The sequence below is a fragment of the Amycolatopsis japonica genome (assembly GCF_000732925.1).
GTDB classification, from domain to species: Bacteria; Actinomycetota; Actinomycetes; order Mycobacteriales; family Pseudonocardiaceae; genus Amycolatopsis; species Amycolatopsis japonica.
Window position 1 is genome coordinate 758,593 of record NZ_CP008953.1, and the last position, 26,865, is coordinate 785,457.

The following is a 26,865-nucleotide window of genomic DNA, read 5'->3' on the forward strand; positions in this document are numbered from 1 at the left end:
GAGAGACGCCCGCGACAACCCGGCAACCCTGTGAGGGCATGGAGCGTCCTAAGCTGGACTAGGGGGAAACCGCCGGAAACGGCCTCGACGAGCGAGGGGAGCAGGGTCCATGGGACTAGCGAGCGCGCTGCTTTCGTTCGCGCACAGCCTGTTCGGGCCAGGGATCTGGCCTGGGGACTGGGTGTGGGCGACGAGCACCGCGGGAGCGCTGGTCGCGCTGCTGCCCGCACTGGGAGCGATGATCGTCGCGATCATCCGCAAAGGCACCGGCAATCGCTACGACGTGGTGACCCTGTCGGTGTTCGGCGGGATCGGCGTGGTCGCCGTCTTCCTGCTGCCGTGGCTGCTGGCCACCGGCCTTTCGCAGGTCTACCAGGAGGCCGCCTCGTCGAAGTCGGGCGGTCAATCCGGCTTCTCCGGCAGCGATCTGTCGACCTTCAACACCGAGTACAACCCGCTGATCGGCACGCAGAGCGCGTACCTCGGCCGCGGCCAGAACGTGTACGAGGTCCTGTTCTACCCGAACGGGATGCAGCTGGGATACGTCTTCTACCTGATCCTGCTGGTCGGGCTGCCCGCGCTGTCGCTGCTGTTCGTGATGCTGCAGGCACGCACCGCGTTCCGCCGGGGACCGAAGTGGCCTTCGCGGTTCTTCTGGATCCCGTTCGTGCTGATGGTGCTGGCGAGCGTCGGCATGGGCGCGAACACCGCGGTGCACTTCTGGCTCGGGTTCCTGCCGTTCAGCGTGCTGGGGCTGATCCCGGTCGCGCTGGTCGGCCCGCCGCCGTGGTCGGTGATCAACCGGCCGGACCCGCAGCCCCGGCAGAAGGTCGAGCCGTACCGCCCGGAGCCGCCCGCCCCGAAACCGCAGCCGCAGCTGCCGCCCCCGCCCGCCAAGCAGTACCCGGCGACCGCGCTGGCGCAGGCGCCCGAACCACCCGCGCTGGCCGCCGCCCCGGGCCCGATCCCGCCTCCGCCGGGTTCCCGCAACTCCGGCGGCAGCCGCTACAAGCGCGTCCGGCGGCTCGGCCACGGTGGTTTCGGCACCGTCTGGGAAGCGGTCGACACGCAGCTCAACCGCACGGTCGCGCTGAAGATCGCGCACGCGCCGGACCGCGACACCGAGGAACGGATGCAGCGCGAGGCCCGTGCGCTGGCCGTGGTGAACCACCCCAACTGCGTCAAGGTGTACGACCTCGTCGAGGAACCCGACGGGCTCGCGTTGGTGATGGAGTACCTCGAAGGGCGCTCGCTGGCCGAGATCGTCGACGCGCAGGGCCCGCTCGACGACATCGCCGCCGGACGGCTCTGGTCGACCATGGCCGGCGCGCTCGCGGCGGCGCACGAGAAGGGTGTGCTGCACCGGGACCTGAAGCCGTCGAACATCATCCTCGACCGCAACGGGCTCGCCCACCTGATCGACTTCGGCATCGCCCGCAGCCAGGGCGACTCGAAGATGACCGCGACCGGGATGATGATCGGCACGCCGGACTTCGTCGCCCCCGAGCAGGCGATGGGCTCGCCGGCCAGCCCGGCGTCGGACGCCTGGCAGCTCGCCGCGACGGTCAGTTACGCGCTCTCGGGTCAACCGCCGCGCGGCACCCGGGAGACCCCGATGGCCGCGCTGATGGCCGCCGCCCGCGCCGAACCGGTGTCGAAGCTGCCGAACCGCAGCGCACACGCCCGGATCCTCATCGCGTCGCTCGACCAGGAGCCACGCCGCCGCCCGACGCTCACCGCCGTGCGGCGCGACGTCGAAGGCTGGCTGGCCCGGGCCGGGAAGTCGCCGGACGGCCCGGTGACGCAGATCGTGACGCGTCGCCCTCCGCAGCAGCAACCGCAGCCCCACCAGCAGCCGCAGCCTCAGCGTCACCCGCGCTGACCTGCGAAAAGGGAGCAAGGGACCTTTGCTGCCACTTGTCTCGACATCGAGATGAGTGGTAGCAAAGGTCCCTTGCTCTCCTTCAGTCGACGATGACCCAGGTCCCGCCTCGCCAGGCCATGGTGAACGTCTTGGGCTGAGCCGCCATCATCGCGATCTGCGGCGCGATCGCCCCCGGCGGGACGACGACCTTGTCCGCTCCCTTGCTCTGCAGCTTCGCCCGGTCCACGCGGGTGGCCTTCAGCTTCTTCACGTCGTCGGCCGAGAGCATCCCGAACTGCATCGGGGTGAGCTGACGACATTCCTTCATCCCGCCGTCGAACGCCGGCCCGGTGATCCGGCAGACGGTTTCGAGGTCCTTGTCGCCCAGCGCGTGGTGATACTCCTCCATCACGCTCGCGGCGCCGTCCGGGGTGTGCGCCACGGCGCCGCCGGCGGCGGGTGTGGTGGCCTCGGAGACGGTCGCCGCGGTCGCCGAAGGCCTCGAAGCGCTGGCTTGCGTCGTGCTGGTGGCAGGCGCTTCGGAAGTGCTCGGAACGGCCGAGGTCTGCGGCGACGCCGTTCCCGGCGTCTGCTCTTCGCACCCCGCGATCAAGAACAACGCCGCGGCCGCGCAGGCCGCTCCGAGCGGTCGGATCGTCATGATGCCCCCTGTAGAGCTGCTGTTGACCAGCGAAGAGTAACAACTCGGGGGCAAGTGTCACACTTGAATCGGGAAAATCACGAGGTTGTGGGCCGGGACGCGATCACTTCCAGGACGGAAGCCACAATTCGGCGTTCCAATGCTCGTTCGTGATCGCGTTGCCGTTCAGGATCGGCCACAACCAGGCGAAGTTGGCCACGACGAGCCCCACGTAGAGGGCGACGACGAGCAGACCGGTGCCCCGCCGCTCGAAGCCGCGTTTCGCGCTGCCGAGGATCTGCCCGAGGACCAGCGTCAACCCGAGTACCAGGAACGGCGCCAGCGGCGTCGCGTAGAAGTAGTACATCTGACGGTCGAGGTTGGTGAACCACGGCAGGTACCCGGCGAGGTAGCCGACGAGTACGGCGGCGTAGCGCCAGTCCGCGCGGAAGACCGAGCGCCACACGCTCCAGCCGAGCATGGGCAGCGCCAGCCACCACATCGCCGGCGTCCCGATCAGCATCGTCGCCCGCACACAGGTCGACTCGCCGCAGCCGGTCGCGTCCGTGCCGCCCGCGTACGCGTAGAGCATCGGCCGCAGCCCCATCGGCCAGGTCCACGGCTTCGACTCCCATGGATGCGGTTTGTCCTTGGGTGTCACCAGGTTCGCGTGGAAGTCGAGCACGTTCATCGAGTAGTCGCCGAGCGACCGCAACGCGGGCGGCATCCAGGCCCAGAAACCGGGATCGACGTCCTTGATCGCCACGTAGTTGCGGTCGGTCGCGGTCTCGCTCGCGAACCAGGCCCAGTAGCAGGCGAAGTACACCAGGATCGGGATGACGACGATCGCCCACAGCGCGGGCAGCACGTCGCGGCGCAGCGTGCCGACCCAAGGCCGCTGCACCCCGGCTGCCCGGCGCGCGGCGACGTCGAAGAAGACGGTGAGCAGGCCGAACGCGGCGATGTAGTAGAGCGCCGACCATTTGACGCCGAAGGTCAGCCCGATCATCAGGCCGCCGGCGAACCGCCACCAGCGGAAACCCAGCTTCGGGCCGAACCGGGATTCGTCGATCCAGCCTTCGCGGACGGCCACGGCGAGCCGTCGCCGCACCTGGTCGCGGTCGCACAGCACGCAGGCGAACGCGGCGAGGACGAACAACGCGATGAAGATGTCGAGCATGCCCATGCGTGACTGCAGGTGCAGGACGCCGTCGCTGATCACCAGGATCCCGGCGACCGCGCCGAGCAGTGTCGACCGCGTGAGCCGCCGGGCGATCCGGATGGTGAGGAACACGATCAGCGTGCCCGCCAGCGCCGGCATGATCCGCCAGCCCCAGGCGTTGTAGCCGAACAACCACTCGCCGATCGCGATGAGATGCTTCGCCAGCGGCGGGTGGACGATCAGCTCGTAGCCGTAGTTGTCCTCGTAACCGCCGTTGCGCAGCATCTGCCACGCCTGCGGGACGTAGTGCTTCTCGTCGAAGACGGGGGTGCCCTTGTCCGTGGGCGTCCCCAGGTTCTGGATCCGGACGATGCCGCCGATGAGCGTCAGCACCAGCGTGACGATCCAGCCGCGCAGGCGGTCCGTCGGCATGCCGCGGCCGAGGAGGGTGGCCTCCCGGTCGTTCGGTGGCCTGAGCGCGTCGACCGGATCCGGCCGCACGCTCTCGTTGTCGCGGGTCAGCAGTGCGGTCACGGGGCATGATCCTACGGGCGGAAGAGTGAACTCGGTGTCCGGATCTGCGAACCGGTTAACCTTCGGGAATGACCGAAGGACGCCTCGTGCTGGCAGCCACCCCGCTCGGAGACGTCCGTGACGCTTCGCCGCGCCTGTCCGAAGCCCTCGCGACGGCCGACGTGATCGCCGCCGAAGACACCCGGCGTCTGCGCTCCCTCACCGCGGCCCTCGACGTCTCGCCGGTCGGACGCGTCGTCAGCTTCTACGAGGACGTTGAGACCGCCCGTCTGCCGAAATTGCTCGAATCGCTGCAAGCGGGTGAGACGGTGCTCCTGGTGACCGACGCGGGGATGCCGAGCGTCTCGGATCCCGGATTCCGCCTGGTGGCAGCCTGTGTCGAGGCGGACGTGCCGGTGACCTGCCTGCCCGGCCCGTCCGCGGTGACCACGGCGCTCGCGCTGTCCGGCCTGCCCTGCGACCGTTTCTGTTTCGAAGGTTTCGCTCCGCGCAAGCCCGGTGAACGGGCGAAATGGCTCGGTTCGTTGAAGGACGAGCCCCGTACTGCAGTGTTCTTCGAATCTCCGCATCGCCTCGCGAGCACCCTCGCCGACGCCGCCGACGTCCTGGGCCCCGAGCGTCGTGCCGCCGTCTGTCGCGAACTGACCAAAACCTACGAAGAGGTCAAACGCGGCAATCTGCCGGATTTGGCCGCTTGGGCCGCCGAGGGGGTCAAGGGTGAGATCACCGTCGTTCTGGCGGGTGCGCCGCCGCGTTCGGTGAGCGTCGAAGACCTGGTCTCTGAGGTCTCGTCGCGTGTCTCAGCGGGTGAACGCCTCAAGTCCGCCGCCGCCGAGGTCGCCGAGGCGGCCGGGGTGTCGAAGAAGGAGCTCTACGACGCTGTTCTCGCTTCCCGCAAGCGCTAGGACAGCAAGGCCGTCACGGCGGCGTGCGCCTTCCCGGCATCGGGTTCGTCGCCGGTGATGACATCGGTGTAGATGAAGGATTCGCCGATCCGCACCAGCAGGTAAGCCAGATCTTCGACCGGCAGTGGCGGAGTGAGCCGCCCGGCCTCGACCTCTTCGTCCAGGAACTCGCGCATCTTCCCGATCGCGCGGCTCTGCACCACGCTGGCCTTCGTCGTCAGGATCCGCAACGCCCGCTCGGGCTCGTTGCGCAGGAACTCCCGGAACGGTTTCGAGCCGTTCACGGTCCGGACGAAGGTGCCGACGAGTTCCGCGATCCCTTCCGCGCCGCGCCCGAGTTTGCCGGAAGACCGCGCTTCGAAGACCTCCACGGTCATCGACCAAAGGATTTCGCCGAGCAGTTGATCCCGGCCGCCGACCCAGCGGTGCAACGTTGCCCGGCTGATCCCGAGTTCGCTCGCCAGTTCGCCCATGTCCACCCGGCGCCCCTCCAGAAAGCGGGCGCGCGCGATCGTGAACGCGCGCAGGGCGTCCGGGCGCGGCGAGGTCAGCTGGCGTTCGAGTGCGGTTTCGATGCGTGAAACATATCACGCGACGTCTCATGCATGAGACATATGCAAGAATGTCTCATCTCGACGAGGAGGATGCGGATGCGCGCAGTACAGGTGACCGAGTTCGGCGGACCCGAGGTGCTCAACCTCGTCGATCTTCCCGATCCCGTCCCCGGCCCAGGTCAGCGGCTGGTCGAGGTCGACCGGATCGGCATCAACTACGCCGACACACATCAGGCCGAGAACTCGTACCTCGCGCCGAGCAAGCTCCCGCTCGTCCCGGGTGGCGAGGTCGTCGGTCGCACCGCCGACGGCAAACGGGTCGTCGCGCTGCTCAACGGCGGCGGCGGTTATGCCGAGCGCGCGGTGGCCGACGACGTCACCAGCTACGACGTTCCCGACGGCGTCGACGACCTGACCGCGCTCTCCTTCATCGTCCAGGGCACCACGGCCTCGCTTCTGCTGCGCAAGAGCGCTCATCTCGAACCGGGCGAAACCGTCGTCGTGCACGCGGCCGCGGGCGGGGTCGGCTCCATCGCCGTGCAGCTCGCGAAGGCCTGGGGAGCGAGCCGGGTCATCGCGACCGCCAGCAGCGACGAGAAGCGCGCCCTCGCCCTCGAACTGGGCGCCGACGTCGCCATCGATTCTCGGGCCGAGAACATGACCGACGCGCTCCGCGAGGCGAACGGCGGCAAACGCGTCGACATCGTGCTCGACATGACCGGCGGCGCGGTCACGGACCAGAGCATCGCGGCCCTCGCGCCGTTCGGCCGTCTCGCGTTCTACGGAATGGCCAGCCGTGAGAACCCGAAGCCGATCGAAGCCCGCAACCTCCTCGGGCACAGCACCGCCGTGGCCGGGATGTGGCTGCCGCACGCGTTCAAACTTCCCGGAAACGTCTTCGGCCGCACGCTCGACGAGCTTTTCGAGCTGGCCCTCGCCGGCCGGATCCGCGCTGTCGCCGGTGGCGAGTACGCGCTGTCCGACGCTCGCGCCGCCCACGAGGCCCTGCGCTCGCGCGGCACGATGGGCAAGCTCCTGCTGGATCCCACCAAGTAGCTAGCCGAGCAGGCGCTCCAGCGGGGCGGACTTGTGCAGGCATTCCTGCCATTCCGCGTCGCTGTCGGAGTCGGCGGTGATCCCGCCGCCGACTCCGAGCGCGATCGTGCCTTCGTGGATTTCGAAGGTTCTGATCGCGACGTTCAGTTCCAGGCCGGCGATCGGTGAAGCGAGGCCGATCGCGCCGGTGTAGACGCCGCGCGCGGTGGGCTCCAGCTCGGCGATCAGGTCCAGCGCGCGGATCTTCGGCGCGCCCGTTACCGAGCCCGGCGGGAACGTGGCCGCGAGCAGTGCCGCGTCGTTGATCCCGTCGGCGAGCGATCCCTCCACAGTGGACTCCAGATGCCAGACCCCCGGCGCGGGCCGGACCGCGAGCAGTTCGGGGACACGCACGCTGCCGGTGGCGCACACCCGGCCGAGATCGTTGCGGACGAGATCGGTGATCATCACGTTCTCGGCGACGTCCTTGGTGGATTCCCGAAGCCGCCGCGCGAGGTGTTCGTCAGCGGCGTTCCGCCGCGGCAGAGTTCCCTTGATCGGCGTCGACCGGACGCTTCGCCCATGCCTGGCAAGGAAAAGCTCAGGGGAGAACGAGACGACCGAGCCCCAGTCCCCGGAGAGGAACGCCGCCCGGCGGGCTCCCAGGCGACGCACCCCTTCGGCGAACAACGCGATCGGATCGCCGGTGAACCTTCCGCCGAAGCGGGCGCAGATGTTCGCCTGGAAAAGCTCGCCGGCTTCGATCGCGTGCACACACGCCTTGACGGCGTCGTAGTGCTCCGAAGGAAGCGGTCGTGACAACGGGCCGGAACTCCAGGTCGTCGCCTCGGGAACCTGGGCGAGCGCGGATTCCACCACGGACACTTCGTCGACCGGATCCGGATCGCCATCGGGAATCAGGGCTTCGAACCACCAGGTTCCGTCCGCGTCCAGCCGGAGAATCCGGTCGACCCAGCCCCACGCGGCCGGGGGAAGCGATCCGGAACGGCCCGAGGGATCGGTCAGGTCGTAACTCAGGTAACCGAACCAGCCGCCCCCGACCGCACCGGGCACCGCGTCACGAACGTCAGGCATCCGAGTGGGGATCGAGAACGCTTCGGCCACGTCATGGACCGGAGTCAGCGAAGCGTTCAGCGCGATGACCGCGCGCGACGAGAACCACTCGCCGCAAAGCGCGGCGGGCGGTGCGAGCCCGAGCTTCTCGGCGCGTGCGCCGAGGACCGCCAGTGCCCGTTCGGGCCCGGCGTCGGTCCGCAGCTTCCGGCACATCAACCGCACGCGACATTGTCACCGTTCGAGCGGCCGGAAAAGCAACCCGCCTCTGCCGGAAAGTGAGATCCGCGACCACCTGGTGACGTCGTGCGCATCTCTCGTCACGCAGCGGAAACTACAAGAGCACGTCGGTCAGTTTGAAGGGATAGACCACGGCATCCTGCGCGATCGGTCCGTCCACACCGGGCAGCCCGGCGCCGAAACCGTGTTGATGCAATCCCAGCCGCGAGTGGAACCAGCCCGGTCTTCCCGGGATTTCGTTGTGCCTGACCAGCCACAACACCACTTCGCTGTCCGCCCATTTGTCCGGCCGCAACCGGTTCGTCCAGCAGTCGAGCCCCGCGTACACCAGGACGCGTTCGACGCGCGCCGCCTGCCTGACGTGTTTGATCCATGCCTTGATGAACCGGTCGTCGACGCTGGGCGCCTCCACTTCGAGCGCGGGCGCGAGCGAACCGGGCGCGAAGGCGCCGAGCGCGCTCGCCGTCCGCACGAAATGCTCGGCTTGGTCATGGACGGCGCCAGGACGTGCGTAGTGCCGCGCGCCGGTGTGGATGCCGACATGTTGCGCGCCGGCCAGATTGCGTTCCGCCGCGGCGTCCCGCCAGTTGGTGTTCTCGGTGACGGTGACCGACGCGAACCGGATGTCGGCGCCGCGCACCGCTGCCCAGTCCGTCACCGTCTCACGGTGGGACAGGGTGACGCCGTGCTCGCCTTCCGGATCTATCAAACCCACCCGCCTCGAATTCGCCCCAGTACGACCGAAAGGTCACCTTACGTCCGCGGAGCGGCCGCAAGGTGACCTTTCGGTACAGCGTGTCTCAGGCGTTTTCGCGTTGGAACGTCCGTGAGCCCCACCAGATGGCCAGAACGGCCATGACCAGCACCACGACGCTGCCGGTGAACAGCGCGTCCATCGAGAAGTCGCCGCGGAAACTGTTCCGCTCGACATCCACCACGTGCCGGAACGGATTGATGCGGGAAATCGTGTACAGCCAATCCGGCGCCGAGCCCGCGGTGATCGGGATCAGGATTCCGGAAAGCAGCAGCAGCGGCATGAGAACCGCGTTGAGCAAAGCAGGGAAGGCATCTTCGCTCTTGAGGGTCAGCGCCAGCGCGTACGAGCACGACGCCAGCGTGACCGACAGAAGGAAGACGATCACCAGGCTGAGCACCACGCCGCTGAACGGCGCGTTCAGGTCGAAGACCAGATACGCCAGAGCGATGATGAGCAAGGCCTGGACGACGGTCTGCAACGCGTTGGCGAGCACCTTGCCCAGCAACAAGGCCACCCGGCTCACCGGGGTGACCCGCAGGCGTTCGACCACGCCCGACCGGTATTCAGCGAGGAGCCCGAAACCGACGAACGAACTGCCGAACAACGCGAGCTGCGCGATGATCGCCGGGGTGAAGATCATCCATCCGTCCACATCGGACAGGCCCTGCGCGTTGAGCGCCTTCACCAGAAGCGGCCCGAAGAAGAACAGATAGAGGAGCGGCTGCATGATGCCGATGGCGAGCCACGTCGGGTTGCGCAACGCCGCGAGCATGTCACGGCGGAAGATCAACCAGGTGTCATGCAACATGCGTGGTCTCCTTCTCCTCGGCGGAGTCGGTCGTCGCGCCCTCTTCGGCGTCGCGCAGGCTCCGGCCCGTCAGGGTCAGGAACACGTCGTCGAGCGTCGGCCGGTGCACCTGCATGGACGTCATCGCGATGCCACGCGCGTCGAGCGCCCGCAGCAGTTCGGGCATCGCGGTGTCCCCGCGCGGTACCCGGAAACGCACGGTACCGTCGGTGACCGTCATTTCGTGTGCCCCTTCAAGGCGGCCAGCGACCTCCGCGGTCTCCTCCGCCGACTCCGGTGAGACCCCGATGACGACGCTGTCGCCGGAAACCCTCGCTTTCAAGGAGTCCGGCGTGCCTTCGGCGACGATCTTCCCGTCATCGATGACGATCAGCCGATCGGAGAGCGCGTCGGCCTCGTCGAGGTAGTGCGTGGTCAGGAAGACCGTGACGCCCTGCTCGTCGCGCAGCCTGCGGATGTGGTCCCACAGGTTCGCCCGGCTCTGCGGGTCGAGCCCCGTCGACGGTTCGTCGAGGAAGACGAGACCGGGCGAGTGGATCAGCCCGAGCGCGATGTCGAGCCGGCGGCGCTGTCCACCCGACAGCGTCGCGGTCGTCCGCTGGTCGAGCCCGGCCAGGTCCAGCTGCTCGGCGAGAACGGCCCCACGGGCGAGCGCGTCCTCCTTGCTCATCCGGTACAGCCTGCCCTGGAACTCGATCTCCTCGACGACCTTGCTCGCCGGCGCGGTGCCGCCGCCCTGTGCGACGTAGCCGATTCGCCGGCGCACCCCCAGCGGGTCGGCGAGCAGGTCGCAGCCGCCGACCGTCGCCTCACCGGCGGTGGGCTTGAGAAGCGTGGTCAGCATGCGCAGGGTCGTGGTCTTCCCCGCGCCGTTCGGTCCGAGGAAGCCGACCAGTTCCCCGGCCGACACGTCGAGATCGACGCCCTTGACGGCGTGGACCTCGCCCCCATTGCGGCCCTTGCGGCGGAACCGCCGCTCAAGGCCGCGTGCCTTGATCATGTCTACTCCTTTCGGTGCTCAGCTAGTCAAGTTTGACTAGTGGCTGGACGCACTGTGCCCTAGGAGTCGTTCCGTAGTCAAATTTGATTACTTGGGTGGTGCGCCGAACACGGCTTCGTCGTCCGCGCCTTCGCCCGCCATCACGTACTCGCCGGCTTCCAGACGGCCGATCAGATCCCTCATCCAGCTCACGTTCGCTTCCGCGTGCACGCTCCACAGGCGGTACAGCTCGCTCACGTGGGGAGGCTTCCCCAGATCGACGGCGTGTTCGCGGGCGTAATGGGTTGATTGGGCGTGCGCTTCCATATTCGCCAGCTGCTGTTTCAGCAAGGCCAGCACCTGCGCGCGGGGAAGTGTCGGCATGAACGTGACAGCCGCGGACAGGGAGTACCCCGTGGCGTCGTCGCTCGACAGCGCCCTGCCGAGTTGCACGAGGAACTCGGTCTCTCCGTCTTCGGTCAGCCTGTACGCGATCCTGTCGGGCCCGCCGCCCGCTTCGGCATCCTCGACCTGTTCCAGAAGGCCTTCGGTGGTCATCTTCTTCAGCGCGTGATAGATCGAACCCGGCTGGACGTTGCCCCACTTGTCGGCCGCCCACGAGAGAAGCTCGCGCCGGACCTGGTAGCCGTGTGCCTTGCCGTACATGCGCACGACACCCAGCACCAGCAGACGCGTGGCGGACACCGAGGCCTCCGATCCTCTCCCGGACAACAATGCCTTAGACGACGTCCGTAGGCTAAACAAGCATGAGCACCCCAGTGTTGACTGCGGTGGCCTGGCCCTACGCCAACGGCCCCCGCCACATCGGCCACGTGTCCGGATTCGGCGTCCCGTCCGACGTCTTCTCCCGCTACCAGCGAATGGCCGGCAACCGGGTGCTCATGGTGTCCGGTACCGACGAACACGGCACCCCGATCACCGTCCAGGCCGACAAAGAAGGCATGACCTCCCAGCAGACGGCCGACAAGTACACCCGCCAGATCGGCCAGGACCTGCAAGGGCTCGGCCTCACCTACGACCTGTTCACCCGCACCACCACGGGTAACCACGCCGAGGTCACGCAGCAGATCTTCCTCGCGCTGCACCGCAACGGTTACGTCGTCCCCAAGACGACCCGGGGCGCGATCAGCCCCTCGACCGGCCGCACCCTGCCCGACCGCTACATCGAGGGCACCTGCCCGATCTGCGGCTACGACGGCGCGCGCGGTGACCAGTGCGACAACTGCGGCAATCAGCTCGACGCGGCCGAGCTGATCAACCCGAAGTCCCGGATCAACGGTGAAACGCCGAAGTTCGTCGAGACCGAGCACTATTTCCTCGACCTGTCCGCGTTCGTCGAGACCCTGGGCAAATGGCTGTCCAGCAAGACCGACTGGCGTCCGAACGTCCTCAACTTCACCAAGAACCTGATCGACGACATGCGGCCGCGGCCGATCACCCGCGATCTCGACTGGGGCGTGAAGATTCCGCTGGACGGTTGGCGCGACCAGCCGATGAAGCGCTTCTACGTCTGGTTCGACGCGGTCATCGGCTACTTCTCGGCGAGCGTGGAGTGGGCGCGCCGGACCGGCAACCCGGACGCCTGGCAGGAGTGGTGGAGCAACCCGGAGGCCCGCTCCTACTACTTCATGGGCAAGGACAACATCACCTTCCACGCCCAGATCTGGCCCGCCCTGCTCTTCGGTCACAACGGCGAGGGCGACCGAGGTGGCGTGCCCGGCAAGTACGGCAAGCTGCACCTGCCCGACGAGATCGTTTCCAGCGAGTTCCTCACGATGAGCGGCTCGAAGTTCTCGACGTCGCGCGGCACGGTCATCTACGTGCACGACTTCCTTCGCGACTTCGGCCCGGACACGCTGCGGTACTTCATCTCCGTGGCGGGCCCCGAGACCCAGGACACCGACTTCACCTGGGACGAATTCGTCCGCCGGACCAACTTCGAGCTGGCCAACGAGTGGGGCAATCTCGTCAACAGGTCCATCTCGATGGCGCACAAGAACGTCGGAGCAATCCCGCGTCCCGATGCCCCCACGGCCGCCGACGAGGAGCTCAAGGAGCTCTCCCGCAAGGCGTTCGACACCGCCGGCGCCCACCTGCAGCGGTCCCGGTTCAAGGCAGCGGCGAGCGAGGCCATGCGCGTCGTCACCGCGGCCAACCGGTACCTCTCGGACCAGGAGCCGTGGAAGCTCAAGGACGACCCCGCGCGGCGCGACAGTGTTCTGCACACCGCCCTGCAGGTCGTCTCCGACGCCAACACGCTGCTGACCCCCTTCCTGCCCCACTCGGCGCAGAAGGTGCACGAGGCCCTCGGCGGCACCGGTGTCTGGGCGGCCCAGCCCGAGCTTCAGGAAGTCGAGGACCTCGACATCCCCGGCCGGATCAACCCCATCATCACCGGGGACTACAAGGCCGAGCAGGCGCGCTGGAAGTCCGTGCCCATCGAGGTGGGCAAGCCTCTGGACAAGCCGACCCCGCTGTTCGCCAAGCTGGACCCGGAGCTCGGCGAGACCGGTCCCGAATGGGCGCCGATCTCGAAATGAGCAACTGATGGGTGCGGAGAAGAAGGAGCTGCCGCCGGTCCCGGACAGGTTGCCGGTTTCGGTGGTGGACGCGCACACCCACCTCGACGCGTGCGGCGCGGTCACCGCGGCTGATGTGACAGCCGTGGTCGACCGCGCCGAGCGCGCCGGCGTGTCACGGGTGATCACCGTCGCGGACGATCTCGCGGCCGCTCGCTGGGCCGCGCAAGCGTCCACTTGGGACCCGCGGGTTTGGGCCGCCGTCGCGATCCATCCCACGCGCACCAAGGAATTCTCCGAAGCCGAGAAATCCGAAGTGGAGAGTCTCGCGAAAGAGTCCAGAGTGGTCGCGGTCGGCGAGACCGGCCTCGACTACTACTGGGACTATTCGCCTCACGACGCCCAGCAGGACGCTTTCCGGTGGCACATCGATCTCGCCAAGCGCATCGGCAAGCCGCTGATGATCCATGATCGAGACGCCCACGACGACGTTCTCCGGATCCTCGAGGAAGAGGGGGCGCCCGAGCAGGTCGTCTTCCACTGTTTCTCGGGGGACGAGCACATCGCTCGCCGGTGTGTCGACGCGGGATACGTGCTGTCCTTCGCCGGGACGGTCAGCTTCCGCAACGCCCGGGGTCTCCACGAGGCGGCGCGGATCGTGCCGGCGGACCAGTACCTCGTCGAAACGGACGCTCCCTTCCTGACCCCGCATCCGTTCCGTGGGCGGCCGAACGAGCCCTACTGCGCCGCCTACACGGTTCGGCACCTCGCCACCCTCAGGGGCGAGGCGGTGCACGAGGTGGCCGAATCGGTGCGAAAGACCGCTGAGCGGGTCTTCCGTTTGCCGACAGTCACCGCCGGTTGAACGGATTGCGACATTAGTGATCAGCAATGGTCCACTCTGATGAGTGACCAACGTCACGACATTCCGGGCGGTGTTTGCGCAACCCGGCGAGGTTCGTTACTGTCCCGTGATCGTGCCGGTCGGTACCCGCTCATGCGGTTTCCGGCTGTTACGCCCACAGTCACGTCAGTGCACGTCGGGGAAGCGGAACCAGGAGCGGTACGGCCTGGAACCGTGACGATGGCGCTGGCTGCGGGTGTCGGACTTCTAGAGGTGTGCCGAAGAGCGCATCGAGACGAAGGACGTAGTGGAGCGGTTGTCGAGCTCCTCGACGTCTTGGGAAAGGGAACGACCCAGTGACTGGTAGCAGTAGGCAGGATGGCTCGCGCCTCGGCGCAGAGACGAACACCTTCGCTTCCGCCGGCTCGGTCGCCGTGCTCGACCGCGACACCCACTACGGCGAGCTCGACTACTCCGACGATCCGCGCATCACGCACCAGGACGTCCTGGCAGCGCTCGGCCCCGACGCCGACGCCTTGATGGCCGAGATCGACGTTGACGTCGACGAGCTGATCCGCCTGATCAGCGCCGAGACCACCATGCTTCCTCCGATCGTCATTCCGGACGAGATGGCCGAGGACCGCACCGCGGGCGCGCCGATGAAGGTCGCGACCAAGGACGAGGTCATCGCGAACTCGACCCGCGTCTGGAAGAAGCGGTTCCTCAAGGGGACCGTCATGGCGGTGCTGCTTACACTCGGCGGTGGCGGCGCGGCCGCGATGGCGATGAACAAGAGCGTCACGCTCGACGTCGACGGCAAGCAGCAGACCGTCCACAGCTTCGGCGACACCGTCGGCGAGGTCCTCGAAGACGCCGGTCTTTCGGTCGGCGCGCACGACTCGCTCTCGCCCTCGCCTCAGGCCGAGGTGGGCGACGGTGGCGTCATCAAGCTTGAGCGCGGCCGCAAGCTGAACCTGATCGTCGACGGCGCGCCGCAGCAGGAGTCCTGGGTCCGCGCGACCAACCTCGGCGAAGCGTTGAACCAGCTCGGTCGCGCCGACCTCGCCAAGGCCGGCACCTGGACTTCGCTCCCGCAGAACGGTGAGTTGCCGCTCGAGGGCGCCACCGTCGAGGTCAAGACCCTCAAGAACGTCACGGTCTACGACGGTGCGAACGAACCGCGCAAGGTTCAGACCAACTCGGTGACCACCCAGGAATTCCTCGGTGAGCTCCGGATGACCCTCGGCCCGGACGACGAGGCCGTCGGCGGTCTCGACGTCAAGCTGGTCGACGGCGCCGAGGTCCACATCAGCCGGACCGGCGTCACCATGGTCAAGCAGAACGAGGAAATCGCTCCGCCCGAGCAGAAGGTCGACGACCCGGAGCTCGAAAAGGGCAAGACCAAGGTCGAGGACCCGGGCACCCCGGGCCAGAAGACCGTGACCTACAAGGTCACCAAGCGCAACGGCAAAGAGGTCGGCCGCGAGAAGGTCTCGGAAGAGGTCATCACCGAGGCCAAGCCCAAGATCGTCAAGGTTGGAACCAAGAAGCCCGCCGATCCGGTCATCGGAGACGCCGGAGCCTGGGACCGCATCGCGCAGTGCGAGTCGACCGGCAACTGGGCCGCCAACACCGGCAACGGCTACTACGGTGGCCTGCAGTTCAACAAGAGCACCTGGGACGCCTACGGTGGCGAGCAGTACGCCGCGTACCCGCACCAGGCCAGCAAGGCCCAGCAGATCGCTGTCGCCGAGAAGGTTCGCGACGCGCGTGGTGGCTACGGCGCTTGGCCGCACTGCGGCAAGAAGGCCTGACGCCAGATCATCCTCCTTTCCTGAAGGTCACCGTGTGGGTTCGCCCGCAAGGTGGCCTTCAGGCCGTTAAAGGCTTATGAGGTTGCGCCGCGTTCCCGGATCTCGGTCTCGACAGTCGTGCCCACCATCGAGGGGGACGCAGGTGAGCGACATTCCGGGATCGTTCAGTCGCGGCGGACTCTTGAACGCCCTCGCCGCTGCCGCGGTAGGGGCTCTGGCGGCCCTGTGGCGGCATCTGGGTGGGCTTAGGGCGGCTCGCGGGTTCCTCGCTGGGCTGTGCGGGCTGAGGCTCCTCAGTGACCCGCTCCGCGGTCTGCCGGGGCGCGGGGATGTCCGGGCCGGCCTCCGCGAGATCGACGATCTCCGCGAACGCGTCGCCGCGTCTCTCCGCGGGCGCACGGTCGTCGGCTACTTCGCCGGGAGCCGGATACGCACGCGGCACCAGGAGCGCGTTCAGGCGGGCGCCCGTCTCGGGGTCGAGGTTTCCGCGCATGTCCCAGCGGCCGGTCCGTTTCTGGCGCAACCAGAATTCGCTTCGCTGACGTTTCGGCTCGGGATCGTCTTTGGGCTTCCCATCCGGATCATGTCGCGCGAGCAGGTCGGTGCCCGCCATCGTGACGTCGCGCGGTCTTGCGACGCCCGCGAGTTCGACCAGGCCCTTTTCGGCCTCAAGCCGCTCGTCCGCGTCGAGGTGGTCCGGCAGCCTCTTCATGACGGTGACGATCCGGTCGATACCGGCCTCGGCCAACGCGCCGGTGCTGGCCGATTCACCGGTCAACGGCGCGACGGGGTCGATCGTCGTGCCGTCGCGCGCCCGTCTCGAATTGAGCGCGAGCGCTCTGCCGGTCACTCTCTGAGCCTCTGCTCGAGGCACTCGAGCCACATGCTCGTAGAAGGCGGCGATCGAGTTGTATCCGTAGAGGTCTCGGACCCCACGTGACTCGATCTCGGCCAGGATCTGGCCGACTTCGGCGAACAGACGTCGCCCTTCGCGTAGCCGTGTCTGCAACTCGTCGAGGAGCAGTTCGGCGTCACCTTCCGGCAGGTTGAGCGGGAAGGCCTTGGGATTGTTTTTGCTGGTCATCCCTCGATTGTCGAGGCAGATTCGAACGAATGCACGGTATCGATCGGGTGGATGATCATTACGCTCCGCCTGCGCTGACCTGCGCCGATCACACGGGAGTGGGATACGTGTCGGTTCGAAAACGCCATACGGATGGTGGGGGCGGGATCACAGCTCCGCGGTCATCCGGTCATCCGGTCCCACTCCTCGCGGAGCACCCCATAGACGACGGCGTCATGCACGCCTCCGGCCCAGCGTCGCGCGCGCCGGAACCGGCCTTCCTCCACGAACCCCAGCCGCCGCCCGACGGCGATCATCCCCGGGTTCCCCGAGAACGTGGCGAAGTCCAGGCGGAGCGTGTCGGTGCGAGCGAACAAATAGGTCGTCCACAGGCGCAAGGCCTCAGTGCCGTATCCGCCGCCCCAGTACCGCTCGTCGTAGATCGCCAACCCCATCCGCCGCCAGTCGGTCTGCCTGCTTTCCCAGTACCAGCTGACCCTGCCGATCAACCTGCCGTCCTTCAGATCGCATACGGCGAGGCTGGTGCGGGGATCGACGGGCTCGGTCTTGGGCGTGGTGAGTTCGCGTGCCGTCGAGTCGGCCGCCGCCGCGGTCGGGGTGCCGAAATAGGGCCCGTTCGTTTCATGCCAGGGCCGCGTGGGATCGAGTAGGTCGCGAAGCGGTCGGAGGTCGCCGGGCCTCCAGTCGCGCAGCCGGACTTTCTCGCCTTCGAGTACAACGTCGTCCACCGGCCAATCGTGGCCCACCGGGGCTGGTTACGATCGTCGGGTGACTGAACTGCTCGGTCCTGCGGAGATCAGGGCGCTGGCGGCCGAGCTGGACGTACGTCCGACCAAGAAGCTCGGCCAGAACTTCGTGCACGACCCCAATACGGTGCGACGCATCGTCGACCTCTCGGGGGTCGGTGAAGGCGACGTCGTGCTGGAGGTCGGGCCGGGCCTCGGCTCGTTGACCCTCGGACTGCTCGCGACCGGCGCCGAGGTCGTCGCGGTCGAAATCGACCCTGTGCTGGCTGGGCGATTGCCGGATACCGCAGCCGAACGGGGCGGGGCCGAACGACTGACGGTCGTCGGCGCGGACGCGTTGCGGATCACGTCCGACGACCTGCCCGCGCGTCCGACGGCGCTCGTCGCGAACCTGCCGTACAACGTCGCAGTTCCGGTCGTGCTTCACCTGCTTGCTGAACTGCCGTCGCTGACCAGCGGTCTCGTGATGGTCCAGACCGAGGTCGCGGACCGGATGGCGGCCGGCCCGGGGAGCCGGACTTATGGCGTCCCCAGCGTCAAGCTCGCTTGGTACGGAAAGGCGCGCAAGGTCGCCGCGGTGCCTCGCGCGGTGTTCTGGCCCGTTCCGAACGTGGACTCCGCACTGGTCGCTTTCGAACGGGGCGAGGTGGTGTCGTCCGTGGACCGGGAGCGATTGTTCGCGGTGGTCGACGCCGCCTTCTCCCAGCGGCGGAAGACTTTGCGTGCCGCGTTGGCGTCATGGGCCGGTTCCGCCGAACGCGCGGGGGAGCTGCTCGAGAAGGCGGGAATCGACCCCAAGACCCGCGGTGAACAGCTGGATGTCCACCAGTTCGCGCGGATTGCCGCGGTCGCCGGTTGATCGCCTGCCTCGGATGTGACCGGCACCGCGCGAACGTCAGCCGCGCCACGTCGGCACGTGCGTAAGCCTTCTCGATCTGTATGAGCCGGCGTTGTCTTAGCAGGTAGCGCGCCTGGCGCAAGTCGAAGGCGCCTGACTGTGTTCCATTATCTGGACGCCCCATCCTGTATTATGGACGCGACCAGACGTGTGATCTGCGCCTACGCGCTTGCTTTCATCCAGTGGGATCGGTTTTACTCAGTGAGCCATCCCGAGCGACTGAGAGACCTGGCTCGCCGAAGTCGCAGCAACCACCCTCCACAGGGCAGGTGCTACAGCCAGGACCGATGGAGGCTTTGCCTAATGAACAGGGTCACCCACCCGCTCCTGCTGACCAGGCGACGTGTCGTCGATGAAGGTCGCCGCACGGTAAGTGCGTGTCGACGCTCCACCGTTACTGCCTGAGTCCTTCTCCCTTACCTCTGAAAACCGTCCGTTTCCGGACGGTCACTCGGTGACGGTCGGCGCGCTCGAAAGAAGCAGCGCCCCATTCGCATGGAGCCTCTCGTGATCACTGTCGAAAACCTGTCCAAATCCTTTCCCCTCAACGGAAATCCCGTCGTCGCGCTGCGCGATGTGAGCGTGGACATCCAAGCGGGCTCGCTGTTCGGAGTCGTCGGCCCGGCCGGCTCCGGCAAGTCGACCCTCGCTCGTTGCATCGGTCTTCAGGAGCGTCCCGACCGTGGCGTCGTCCGCCTCGACGGCCTCAACACAGGGACTCTCGACGGACGCCGTCTGCGCGAGATCCGGCGGCAGGTCGGTGTCGTGAGCACCAAACCGGAATTGCTCGCCGAGCGCACCATCGCCGGCAACATCGCTTCGCCGCTCGAACAGCTCGGTCTCGACGGGCCGCAGCGGCGCAACCGGGTCGGCAACCTGCTCGACCTGGTCGGGCTCACCCCCCGGGCGGGGCAGCGGCCGGGCGACCTGTCCGAAGGGCAGCTGCGCCGAGTGGCCATCGCCAAGGCGCTGGCCGCCGGGCCGTCCGTGCTCTTGGCCGACGACCCGACCGCCGGCGTGCAGGCCGAGGAGTCCGGCGCGGTCCTCACCGTGCTCGACCGGGCCCGTGCCGAGCTCGGAGTCACCGTGCTGCTCACCACTCCCGACGCCGGCGTGGTTCGCCGTGTCTGCGACGACGTCGCGGTTCTGGAAGCCGGGGCGATCATCGAACGCGGGACCGTGCTCGACCTGGTCTCCGACCCGAACAGCCGTACTGCGCAGGCGCTGCTTCCCGCGATCGAGACCGGGCGTGCGCAGGCCTCGAAGTACGACCGCGCGGTGGACGTCGTGCTGGTCGGCTTCGCCTCGGTCGGTGCGTTGCTCCCGGAGGCCGCCGGTCGCTTCGACGTCGAACTCGCCACCATCGGCGGTGGCCTGACCCGGATCGGCGACACGCCGGTTGGCCGGTTCCGTCTCGGTGTCCGCGGTGAGCGTGCGGACGCCGCGCTCGCCTGGATCGCCGAGCGCGGCGGCCACGTGACCCACCCGGTCCGCGGACCGCAGGGTGTCGCTGCCTGATTCCTCCACGAACGGGCCGCCCAGGACGAAATCCGTCCGGGGCGGCCCGTTCGTGTCCGACTCGTCCTGTTCTCTTTTCTCCTGGTGACAGCGCAAGTGGAACGGCCACGTAGGCTTGACGGGTGCTCGCCGTCGTACCGCCCCCAGTAACCGTCAGGGTTCCCGCCAAGGTCAACCTGCACCTGTCGGTCGGTGACGTACGCCCGGACGGTTACCACGAGCTGGTGACCGTGTTCCAGGCGCTTTCTTTGACCGACGAGGTGACCGTCGCGGTCACCGAGGATCCCGGTGTCGAGGTCTACGGCGAAGGCGAAGGCTCCGTACCGACAGGGGCGAACAACCTCGCCTGGAAGGCGGCGCAGGCGCTGGCGGCACACGTCGGCAAGGCGGACGGCGAGTCCAAGGTCAGGGTCGTACTGCGCAAAGGCATCCCGGTGGCGGGCGGGATGGCCGGTGGCAGCGCCGACGCGGCCGCGACCCTGGTGGGGCTCGCGTCGCTTTGGAAGCTCGACATCTCCCGAGACGAACTGGCGGGTATCGCCGCGAAGCTCGGCAGCGATGTCCCGTTCGCGCTCTACGGCGGGACCGCGTTGGGCACCGGCCGAGGTGAGCAGCTGGTGCCGGTCTTGTCGCGGCACACCTTCCATTGGGTTCTGGCCTTCGACCAGCGAGGTCTTTCGACGCCGAGGGTGTTCGGCGAGCTGGACAAGTTGCGTGAAGAGGGCAGCCCGCCGCGGATCGGTTCGCACACTCCGGTGGTCGAGGCGCTGGCGTCCGGTGACCCGCGGCAGCTGGCGCTGCTTCTGGGTAATGACCTTCAGGCGGCCGCCGTCTCGTTGCGGCCGGGGCTGCGTCGTACCTTGCGGGCGGGGGTCAACGCGGGTGCGCTCGCCGGCACCGTCTCAGGCTCCGGACCGACCTGTGCCTTTCTGTGCGCGGATGCCCAGTCGGCCGTCGAGGTCGCCGCGGAGCTGTCCGGCGCGGGTGTCTGCCGCACGGTACGCGTCGCGCACGGGCCGGTGCCCGGAGCGCGGCTGGTCGGCGGCGACGACGCGCCGCGGCCGTCACCGCCGCGGGTGCACGCGTGAGGGTGTCCGAAATGGACATCGACTAATTCGTTGTGGTGCAAGCTTTTCGGAAAGGATCGGCTGAGGCATGGCCAACTTGGTCAACCTGGAGTCGGTGAGCAAGTCCTTCGGGGTGCGCCCGCTGCTCGACGGTGTTTCGCTCGGTGTGGCGGAGGGGCAGCGTATCGGTGTCGTCGGTCTCAACGGGGGCGGGAAGACGACGCTGCTGGAGGTTCTCGCGGGGATCAGCGAGCCGGATACAGGACGGGTCAGTCAGGTCCGTGGCTTGCGGATGGCCGTGGTCACTCAGCGGACCGAGCTTCCCGCCGGCAGCACTGTCGGCGATGTCGTGCTGGAACGCTACGGCGCGGAGCACGAGTGGGCCGCTGACGCGCGTGTCCGGTCCATTATGGACGGTCTGGGGATCACCGCTCTAGGCGTCGAGAAGGAAACCGCGAACCTGTCCGGTGGCGAACGCCGACGGGTGGCGCTGGCGGCCGCTCTCACCGGCGAACTGGACCTCGTGGTCCTCGACGAGCCGACCAACCACCTGGACGTCGAAGGCGTGCGCTGGCTCGCGGATCACCTGCTGAACCGCAAGATCGCGGTCGTGGTCGTCACGCACGACCGGTGGTTCCTCGACACGGTCGCGAGCCTGACCTGGGAGGTCACCAACGGCCGCGTCGAGCAGTACGAAGGCGGGTATGCGGACTGGATCTTCGCGCGGGCCGAACGGGCGAGGCTGGCGGCGACCGCCGAGGAGAAACGGCAGAACCTGGCGCGTAAGGAGCTCGCGTGGCTGCGTCGCGGCCCGCAGGCTAGGACCTCGAAGCCGCGTTACCGCGTAGAGGCGGCTGAGGCGCTGATCTCCGATGTGCCGGAGCCGCGTGATTCGGTCGAGCTGCAGGCGTTCGCGCGTCGGCGGCTGGGCAAAACCGTGCTGGAGATCGAGGACGCCACGTTGACCGTCGGCGACCGCACCCTGCTCGATCACGTCACCTGGCGGATCGGGCCCGGCGATCGGGTCGGTCTGGTCGGCGTCAACGGGTCGGGCAAGACGACGCTCCTCAAGCTGCTCGGCGGCGACAAGGAGCCCGAGACGGGGCGACGCATCCAGGGCAAGACGGTCAGCCTCGCCCACCTGCGGCAGGAGCTCGACGACCTGCCAGGTGATCTGCGCGTGCTGCAGGCGATCGAAGAGGTGTCCGGCCGGGTCGTGTTCGGCAAGCAGGAGCTCACCGCTTCGCAGCTCGCCGAGAAGTTGGGGTTCCCCGCGGCGAGGCAGTGGACGCCGGTCGAAGACCTTTCCGGTGGCGAACGGCGCCGCCTGCAGTTGTGCCGGCTTCTGATGGCCGAGCCCAACGTGTTGTTGCTCGACGAGCCGACGAACGATCTCGACATCGACACCTTGCAGCAGCTCGAAGACCTGCTGGATTCCTGGCCGGGCAGCCTCGTCGTCGTCTCGCACGACCGGTACCTGGTGGAACGCGTCTGCGACACGATCGTGGCCCTGTTCGGGGATGGGCAGGTGACCCATTTGCCGGGCGGGATCGAGGAGTACCTGGACCGGCGCGCCAAGAGCCTCGAAAAGGCGGGCAGTGACCGGAAGGCGGGCAACGCTCAGGCCTCCGCGCCCAAGAAGAGTGCCGCGGAGCAGCGTGCGGCGCAGAAGGAGCTGTCCCGTCTCGAACGCAAGCTCGACCAGCTGCACGCGAAGGAAGAGAAGTTGCATGCGGCGCTGCTCGCCGCGGCGACCGATCCTACGAAGCTCATCGAGCTGAACACCGAACTGAAGGCTGTCGAAACGGAGAAAGAGGAGGTCGAAGCTCAGTGGCTTGAGACCTCCGAAGCGATCGAATGAGTTCACACGACGGCGCGCGGGTCTTCCAGCGCGGACAGTAGTGTGACGCGCATGAGTCGGTTCGTGGACACGCTCGTCGCCACCGCGGCGGGGCGAGGTCAGCAGCGGGGAATGGTCACCGGGGAGCCCAAGGAGCCGGTTCGGCGGACCTGGGCCGAGATCCACGAGCAGGCCAAGCGGGTCGCCGGGGGTCTGGTGGCGGCCGGGCTGGAGCCCGGTAAAGCGGTCGCGGTCCTGGCGGCGGCGCCGTCGCTGATCGCGCCGACGGTTCAGGCGGTTTGGCTCGCCGGAGGCAGCGTGACGATGCTGCACCAGCCGACGCAGCGCACCGACCTCGCGGAATGGGCCGAGGACACCGTTCGCGTGCTGCGGATGATCGGTTCCGGCCTGGTTCTGCTCGGCGAGCCGTTCGACCAGCTGGGGCCGGTGCTCACCGAGCACGGCATTGCCTTCCAGGTCATCACCGAGCTGCTCGAAGCGGAACCGTTGGCGGAGCCCGTACCGACGGCCGAATCGGACACGGCGCTCCTGCAGCTGACCAGCGGGTCCACGGCCGACCCGAAGGCCGTTCAGATCACCTACGGAAACCTGTATTCGAACGTCAAGGCGATGGTCGATCGGGCCGAGTTCGATTTCGACGTCGACGTGATGGTCTCGTGGCTGCCCACCTTCCACGACATGGGGATGGTCGGCTTCCTGACGGTCCCGATGACGTTCGGAGTCGAGCTCGTCAAGATCACGCCGCTCGAGTTCCTGTCGGGACCGTTGATCTGGCCTCGGCTGATCAGCAAGTACAACGGCACGACTACGGCCGCGCCGAACTTCGCGTACGCGATCGTGGGCAGGCGGATGGCCCGCGTCGAGGATGACAACGAGTACGACCTCTCGAAGCTTCGGATCGCGTTGAACGGCGCCGAGCCGATCGACGAAACGGCCGTGCAGACGTTCGTCGATGCCGGGGCGCGCTTCAAAATGCCCGCCGAATGCGTCTTCCCGGCGTACGGCATGGCGGAGGCGACTCTCGCGGTTTCGTTCGCGCCGTTGTTCACCGGCTTGACTCTGGACGTCGTCGAAGCCGATGCGCTCGAGACGGACAACCGCGCGGTGCCGGTCCCCGAGGGCGACTCGCGCCGTGGGACCGACGAGGTCCGGTCGTTCGCCGTGCTCGGGCCGCCCCTCGACGGGCTCGAGGCCGAGATCGTCGACGACAAGGGAACCGTGCTCGGGGAACGCGAGGTCGGGGAGATCCGACTGCGCGGCGAGGCCGTGACGCCGGGGTACCTGACCATGGAAGGTCCGCTCGCGACACAGGACGAGGACGGCTGGCTGCTCACCGGCGACCTCGGTTACCTGGTCGACGGCATGATCGTGATCTGCGGCCGTCGCAAGGACGTCATCATCATGGGCGGCCGGAACCTGTATCCGACCGACATCGAACGGGCGGCGACTTCGGTCGAAGGGGTGCGCGCGGGGAACGCCGTGGCCGTGCGGCTCGATGCCGGCAGCCGACGGGAGCGGTTCGCCGTCGTCGTCGAATCGAAACTCGCCGGGGACCCGGAGACGGAGAAGGCGCTGGCGAAGGAGGTCGCGGCCAAGGTGCGCGGCGCCGTCGACATGCGGCCCTTCGCCGTTGTGGTGCTCCCTGCGGGGAGCTTGCCGAAGACGCCTTCGGGCAAGGTGAAGCGGGCCGCGACCGCCGTCCAGTTCGCGGACAAGATCGCCAAGAACGCGGCGACCAGCTGAGACGAAAGGGCCGGGCCCGCGAGTATCGCGGCCCGGCCCTTTCGCGGCACCTCCCGTTGGTCAGCGACGTCGCCACAGGGGCTTGCGGTTATGGGTGTGCTCCAGGGCAGGCGCTATGTAGTAGCCGGAGGACTGGGACAACCCGGCCAGCGTCCCCTCGACGTCTCGCAGGAACGCGTCGACGGCTGCCGGGTCGTAGCCTCGTTTCGAGAGCGGCGCTTTGGCGAACGCCACGTTGTGGACGTCCGAAACCGACAGGTCGTCGTCGCCGTCGAGAGTCGCCGCGACCCGCTCGAGGAAGGCGTCGACCGCGGGTTCGTGGTAGCCACGCGCACCGATCGGCGCCCTGTCGAACTGCCGGGTTCTGGCCTCGAACGCGGTGACGGGCACTAGCGCTCCCGGAGGGTCTCGATGGGACCGCGGTCCGGAACGGCGCGTTCGGCGGTGGCTTCGTCCTCTTCGCGGGCGCCGGGCACGTGGAGTGCGTGCTGGCCGGTCCGGTGGGCGAGTTGCCCCTCGACCTTGTCGAGGAAATCGTCGACTTCGCGTTCGTCGTAGCCGCGCTTCCCGATCAACGGACGCGAGAACATGACGTGGTGGACCTCGGCGGCCGTCAGGTCGTCCCGGTCCGAGATCGTGTCGGCGATCCGTTCCAGGAACGCGTCGACCTCGTGTTTGGCGTATCCGCGCCGCCCGATCGGGGCGTTGGGGAAAGTGGCGCCGGTGATGTCTTCGGCCGTAAACGACATGAAACTCTCTCCGGTTTCGGTGGGGAATGCGATCTCCGCATTCCGTCCTAACGGGTTTGAGAGTTCCCCGGAAGAGCTCGCCCTATTCCACGACTCGATCAGGGGCGTGGTGAAACGCCTTCGAGTGACGAGCTGTAACGCACCGCCATGTGAGCGGATTCACCCAGCGTGGAAGGTGTTCTGGGCCGCCGCGAGACCGGTGCTGATAAGCGCTTCAACGGCGTCGGCGCAACGATCGATCTCGAAAGCGAGCTCTTTGCGTTCGACCGTCGAGAAGTCTTTCAGCACGAAATCGGCCGGATCCTGCCGCCCCGGAGGCCTGCCGACGCCGAAACGGACACGGTAGTAATCCTTCGTGCCCAGGGATTTGGTGATCGAGCGGAGACCGTTGTGTCCGTTGTCGCCGCCGCCCAGCTTCATCTTGAGCGCGCCGAAGTCGACGTCCAGCTCGTCGTGGACGACCACGACACCGGCCGGGGGGATCTTGTAGAACCGGGCCGCGCCCACGACCGGGCCGCCCGAGAGGTTCATGTACGAACGCGGCTTGGCCAGAACCACTCGCTGGCCGGCCAGCCTGCCTTCGAGGATTTCGGCGCCGCTCTTGTGCGCTTTGAACTTGCCGCCGACGCGGCCGGCCAGTTCGTCGAGCACCATGAAGCCGACGTTGTGCCTGTTGCCCGCGTATTGGGGGCCGGGATTGCCGAGGCCGGCGAGCAGGATCTGCTCGCCGGCCCCGGGAAGTACTGCTTCGGTCACACCGGTGACTTTATTCGGCGTCCTCGGCGGGGGTCTCCGCAGCCTCGGCCTCTTCGCCCTCGAGCGCGGACTCGGACGGCGCCTCGTTCACGGCGACGACCAGCGCCTCGGGGTCGGTGACCAGCGAGGCACCCTTCGGCAGGATGACGTCCGATGCGTTGATCTGGGTGCCGGCAGCGACGCCCTCGACCGAGACCTCGACCTGCTCGGGGATGTGCAGCGCCTCGACCTCGATCTGGATGGCGTCGAGGTCGGTGGTGACCAGGGTGCCCGGGCCGGGGGTGCCGGTGACGACGACGGGGATGTCGACGGTGACCTTCTCGCCGCGGATGACGACCAGCAGGTCGACGTGCTCGATGTAGTTCTTCAGCGGGTGGACGACGATGGTCTTCGTCAGCGCCAGCTCGCTCTTGCCCTCGAGCTCGAGGGTGATGACGGCGTTGCTGCCGTTCTCACGCACGACGCGGGCGAACTCGAGGGCGGGAAGGGCGTAGTGGCGCGGCTCCGAGCCGTGCCCGTACAGCACCGCGGGGATCTTGCCGGCGCGACGCGTGCGACGCGCGGCACCCTTGCCGAATTCGGTGCGGGGCTCGACGGACAGGGTTACCTCGGACACGGTGTAGCACTCCTTCAATTCACCAACATGTTCAGCGAAAGCATGCTGAGGTGGGGATGGTTCGGGCGGTTCGGGTG

At 67.7% G+C, this 26,865-nt stretch carries 25 protein-coding genes and 1 riboswitch; of the genes, 11 read left to right on the top strand and 14 right to left on the bottom strand.

Going from position 1 to position 26,865, the window contains the following annotated elements:
* Positions 1–109 precede the first annotated feature (109 nt).
* Entirely contained in the window at positions 110–1,882 is a 1,773-nt protein-coding gene (locus AJAP_RS03825; protein WP_038508203.1) for a serine/threonine-protein kinase, read from the top strand.
* 82 nt (positions 1,883–1,964) lie between these two features.
* Here AJAP_RS03825 and AJAP_RS44690 read toward each other — a convergent pair whose 3' ends face one another.
* Both AJAP_RS44690 and AJAP_RS03840 read right to left on the bottom strand, forming a co-directional pair.
* Complete coding sequence (locus AJAP_RS44690) at positions 1,965–2,525, bottom strand: hypothetical protein (RefSeq protein WP_228694854.1); 561 nt, start codon at positions 2,523–2,525, stop codon at positions 1,965–1,967.
* 103 nt (positions 2,526–2,628) lie between these two features.
* Entirely contained in the window at positions 2,629–4,200 is a 1,572-nt protein-coding gene (locus AJAP_RS03840; RefSeq protein WP_038508204.1) for a dolichyl-phosphate-mannose--protein mannosyltransferase, read from the bottom strand.
* A gap of 68 nt (positions 4,201–4,268) precedes the next feature.
* Here AJAP_RS03840 and rsmI point away from each other — a divergent pair, with 68 nt between their 5' ends.
* Positions 4,269–5,105 carry a 16S rRNA (cytidine(1402)-2'-O)-methyltransferase gene (gene rsmI / locus AJAP_RS03845; protein ID WP_038508206.1) on the top strand — a complete coding sequence of 279 codons (837 nt, stop codon included), beginning with the start codon at positions 4,269–4,271 and terminating at the stop codon, positions 5,103–5,105.
* On the opposite strand, the gene AJAP_RS03850 is transcribed toward rsmI, so the two are convergent.
* Positions 5,102–5,578 (bottom strand): QsdR family transcriptional regulator, encoded by a 477-nt coding sequence (locus AJAP_RS03850; RefSeq protein WP_228694993.1) that lies wholly within the window; start codon positions 5,576–5,578, stop codon positions 5,102–5,104. The two genes, rsmI and AJAP_RS03850, sit on opposite strands and share 4 nt — an antisense overlap.
* A 177-nt stretch (positions 5,579–5,755) precedes the next feature.
* Between AJAP_RS03850 and AJAP_RS03855 the strand changes: the two genes are divergently transcribed.
* Entirely contained in the window at positions 5,756–6,715 is a 960-nt protein-coding gene (locus AJAP_RS03855) for a quinone oxidoreductase family protein (RefSeq protein ID WP_038508209.1), read from the top strand.
* On the opposite strand, the gene AJAP_RS03860 is transcribed toward AJAP_RS03855, so the two are convergent.
* From AJAP_RS03860 to AJAP_RS03880, 5 genes are all read right to left on the bottom strand, one after another.
* Positions 6,716–7,993, bottom strand: coding sequence for an aminodeoxychorismate synthase component I (locus tag AJAP_RS03860; protein WP_038508210.1), 1,278 nt, complete (start codon positions 7,991–7,993; stop codon positions 6,716–6,718).
* Positions 7,994–8,102: 109 nt separating this feature from the next.
* On the bottom strand, positions 8,103–8,717 hold the full coding sequence (locus AJAP_RS03865) for a glycoside hydrolase family 25 protein (RefSeq protein ID WP_037342442.1): 615 nt from the start codon (positions 8,715–8,717) through the stop codon (positions 8,103–8,105).
* A gap of 91 nt (positions 8,718–8,808) precedes the next feature.
* The gene (locus AJAP_RS03870) at positions 8,809–9,573 is read right to left on the bottom strand and encodes an ABC transporter permease (RefSeq protein WP_037340604.1); all 765 of its coding nucleotides are present in this window, start codon (positions 9,571–9,573) and stop codon (positions 8,809–8,811) included.
* On the bottom strand, positions 9,563–10,573 hold the full coding sequence (locus AJAP_RS03875; protein ID WP_038508211.1) for an ATP-binding cassette domain-containing protein: 1,011 nt from the start codon (positions 10,571–10,573) through the stop codon (positions 9,563–9,565). The genes AJAP_RS03870 and AJAP_RS03875 overlap by 11 nt, the downstream gene beginning before the upstream one ends.
* 87 nt (positions 10,574–10,660) lie before the next feature.
* Positions 10,661–11,257, bottom strand: coding sequence for a PadR family transcriptional regulator (locus AJAP_RS03880; protein ID WP_037340610.1), 597 nt, complete (start codon positions 11,255–11,257; stop codon positions 10,661–10,663).
* 62 nt (positions 11,258–11,319) lie between these two features.
* On the opposite strand from AJAP_RS03880, the gene metG reads away from it, so the two are divergent.
* From metG to AJAP_RS03895, 3 genes are all read left to right on the top strand, one after another.
* Positions 11,320–13,113, top strand: a complete 1,794-nt coding sequence (metG, locus tag AJAP_RS03885) for a methionine--tRNA ligase (protein ID WP_084098030.1) — start codon at positions 11,320–11,322, stop codon at positions 13,111–13,113.
* A gap of 7 nt (positions 13,114–13,120) precedes the next feature.
* Entirely contained in the window at positions 13,121–13,957 is an 837-nt protein-coding gene (locus AJAP_RS03890; protein ID WP_038508215.1) for a TatD family hydrolase, read from the top strand.
* Positions 13,958–14,370: 413 nt separating this feature from the next.
* Positions 14,371–15,750 (top strand): resuscitation-promoting factor, encoded by a 1,380-nt coding sequence (locus AJAP_RS03895; protein WP_038508216.1) that lies wholly within the window; start codon positions 14,371–14,373, stop codon positions 15,748–15,750.
* A 58-nt stretch (positions 15,751–15,808) separates the two neighbouring features.
* On the opposite strand, the gene AJAP_RS03900 is transcribed toward AJAP_RS03895, so the two are convergent.
* Positions 15,809–16,834, bottom strand: a complete 1,026-nt coding sequence (locus AJAP_RS03900) for a DUF222 domain-containing protein (protein WP_051972335.1) — start codon at positions 16,832–16,834, stop codon at positions 15,809–15,811.
* Positions 16,835–16,995: 161 nt separating this feature from the next.
* The gene (locus tag AJAP_RS03905; protein WP_038508218.1) at positions 16,996–17,562 is read right to left on the bottom strand and encodes a GNAT family N-acetyltransferase; all 567 of its coding nucleotides are present in this window, start codon (positions 17,560–17,562) and stop codon (positions 16,996–16,998) included.
* A 40-nt stretch (positions 17,563–17,602) separates the two neighbouring features.
* Between AJAP_RS03905 and rsmA the strand changes: the two genes are divergently transcribed.
* The 5 genes from rsmA to AJAP_RS03930 all read left to right on the top strand — a co-directional run bounded on the left by rsmA (position 17,603) and on the right by AJAP_RS03930 (position 24,667).
* Positions 17,603–18,439 carry a 16S rRNA (adenine(1518)-N(6)/adenine(1519)-N(6))-dimethyltransferase RsmA gene (gene rsmA / locus AJAP_RS03910; protein WP_038508220.1) on the top strand — a complete coding sequence of 279 codons (837 nt, stop codon included), beginning with the start codon at positions 17,603–17,605 and terminating at the stop codon, positions 18,437–18,439.
* 242 nt (positions 18,440–18,681) lie between these two features.
* Positions 18,682–18,772, top strand: a riboswitch (SAM riboswitch).
* A gap of 213 nt (positions 18,773–18,985) precedes the next feature.
* Positions 18,986–19,996, top strand: coding sequence for a methionine ABC transporter ATP-binding protein (locus AJAP_RS03915; protein ID WP_038522356.1), 1,011 nt, complete (start codon positions 18,986–18,988; stop codon positions 19,994–19,996).
* 122 nt (positions 19,997–20,118) lie between these two features.
* Positions 20,119–21,084 (top strand): 4-(cytidine 5'-diphospho)-2-C-methyl-D-erythritol kinase, encoded by a 966-nt coding sequence (locus AJAP_RS03920; protein WP_007028772.1) that lies wholly within the window; start codon positions 20,119–20,121, stop codon positions 21,082–21,084.
* Positions 21,085–21,151: 67 nt separating this feature from the next.
* Positions 21,152–22,924: an ABC-F family ATP-binding cassette domain-containing protein gene (locus AJAP_RS03925; RefSeq protein WP_038508222.1), complete on the top strand. Its 1,773-nt coding sequence runs from the start codon at positions 21,152–21,154 to the stop codon at positions 22,922–22,924.
* Positions 22,925–22,975: 51 nt separating this feature from the next.
* A complete protein-coding gene (locus AJAP_RS03930; protein WP_038508223.1) occupies positions 22,976–24,667 on the top strand; it encodes a fatty acyl-AMP ligase in 1,692 nt (563 codons plus the stop codon).
* Positions 24,668–24,727: 60 nt separating this feature from the next.
* Here AJAP_RS03930 and AJAP_RS03935 read toward each other — a convergent pair whose 3' ends face one another.
* From AJAP_RS03935 to AJAP_RS03950, 4 genes are all read right to left on the bottom strand, one after another.
* Positions 24,728–25,057 carry a DivIVA domain-containing protein gene (locus AJAP_RS03935; RefSeq protein ID WP_038508226.1) on the bottom strand — a complete coding sequence of 110 codons (330 nt, stop codon included), beginning with the start codon at positions 25,055–25,057 and terminating at the stop codon, positions 24,728–24,730.
* Positions 25,057–25,416: a DivIVA domain-containing protein gene (locus AJAP_RS03940; RefSeq protein ID WP_038508228.1), complete on the bottom strand. Its 360-nt coding sequence runs from the start codon at positions 25,414–25,416 to the stop codon at positions 25,057–25,059. Before AJAP_RS03940 ends, AJAP_RS03935 begins: the two co-directional genes overlap by 1 nt.
* A gap of 159 nt (positions 25,417–25,575) precedes the next feature.
* Positions 25,576–26,172: an aminoacyl-tRNA hydrolase gene (gene pth, locus AJAP_RS03945; RefSeq protein ID WP_038508230.1), complete on the bottom strand. Its 597-nt coding sequence runs from the start codon at positions 26,170–26,172 to the stop codon at positions 25,576–25,578.
* A 10-nt stretch (positions 26,173–26,182) separates the two neighbouring features.
* Positions 26,183–26,788 (bottom strand): 50S ribosomal protein L25/general stress protein Ctc, encoded by a 606-nt coding sequence (locus AJAP_RS03950; protein WP_038508231.1) that lies wholly within the window; start codon positions 26,786–26,788, stop codon positions 26,183–26,185.
* Between the last annotated feature and the right edge of the window lie 77 nt (positions 26,789–26,865).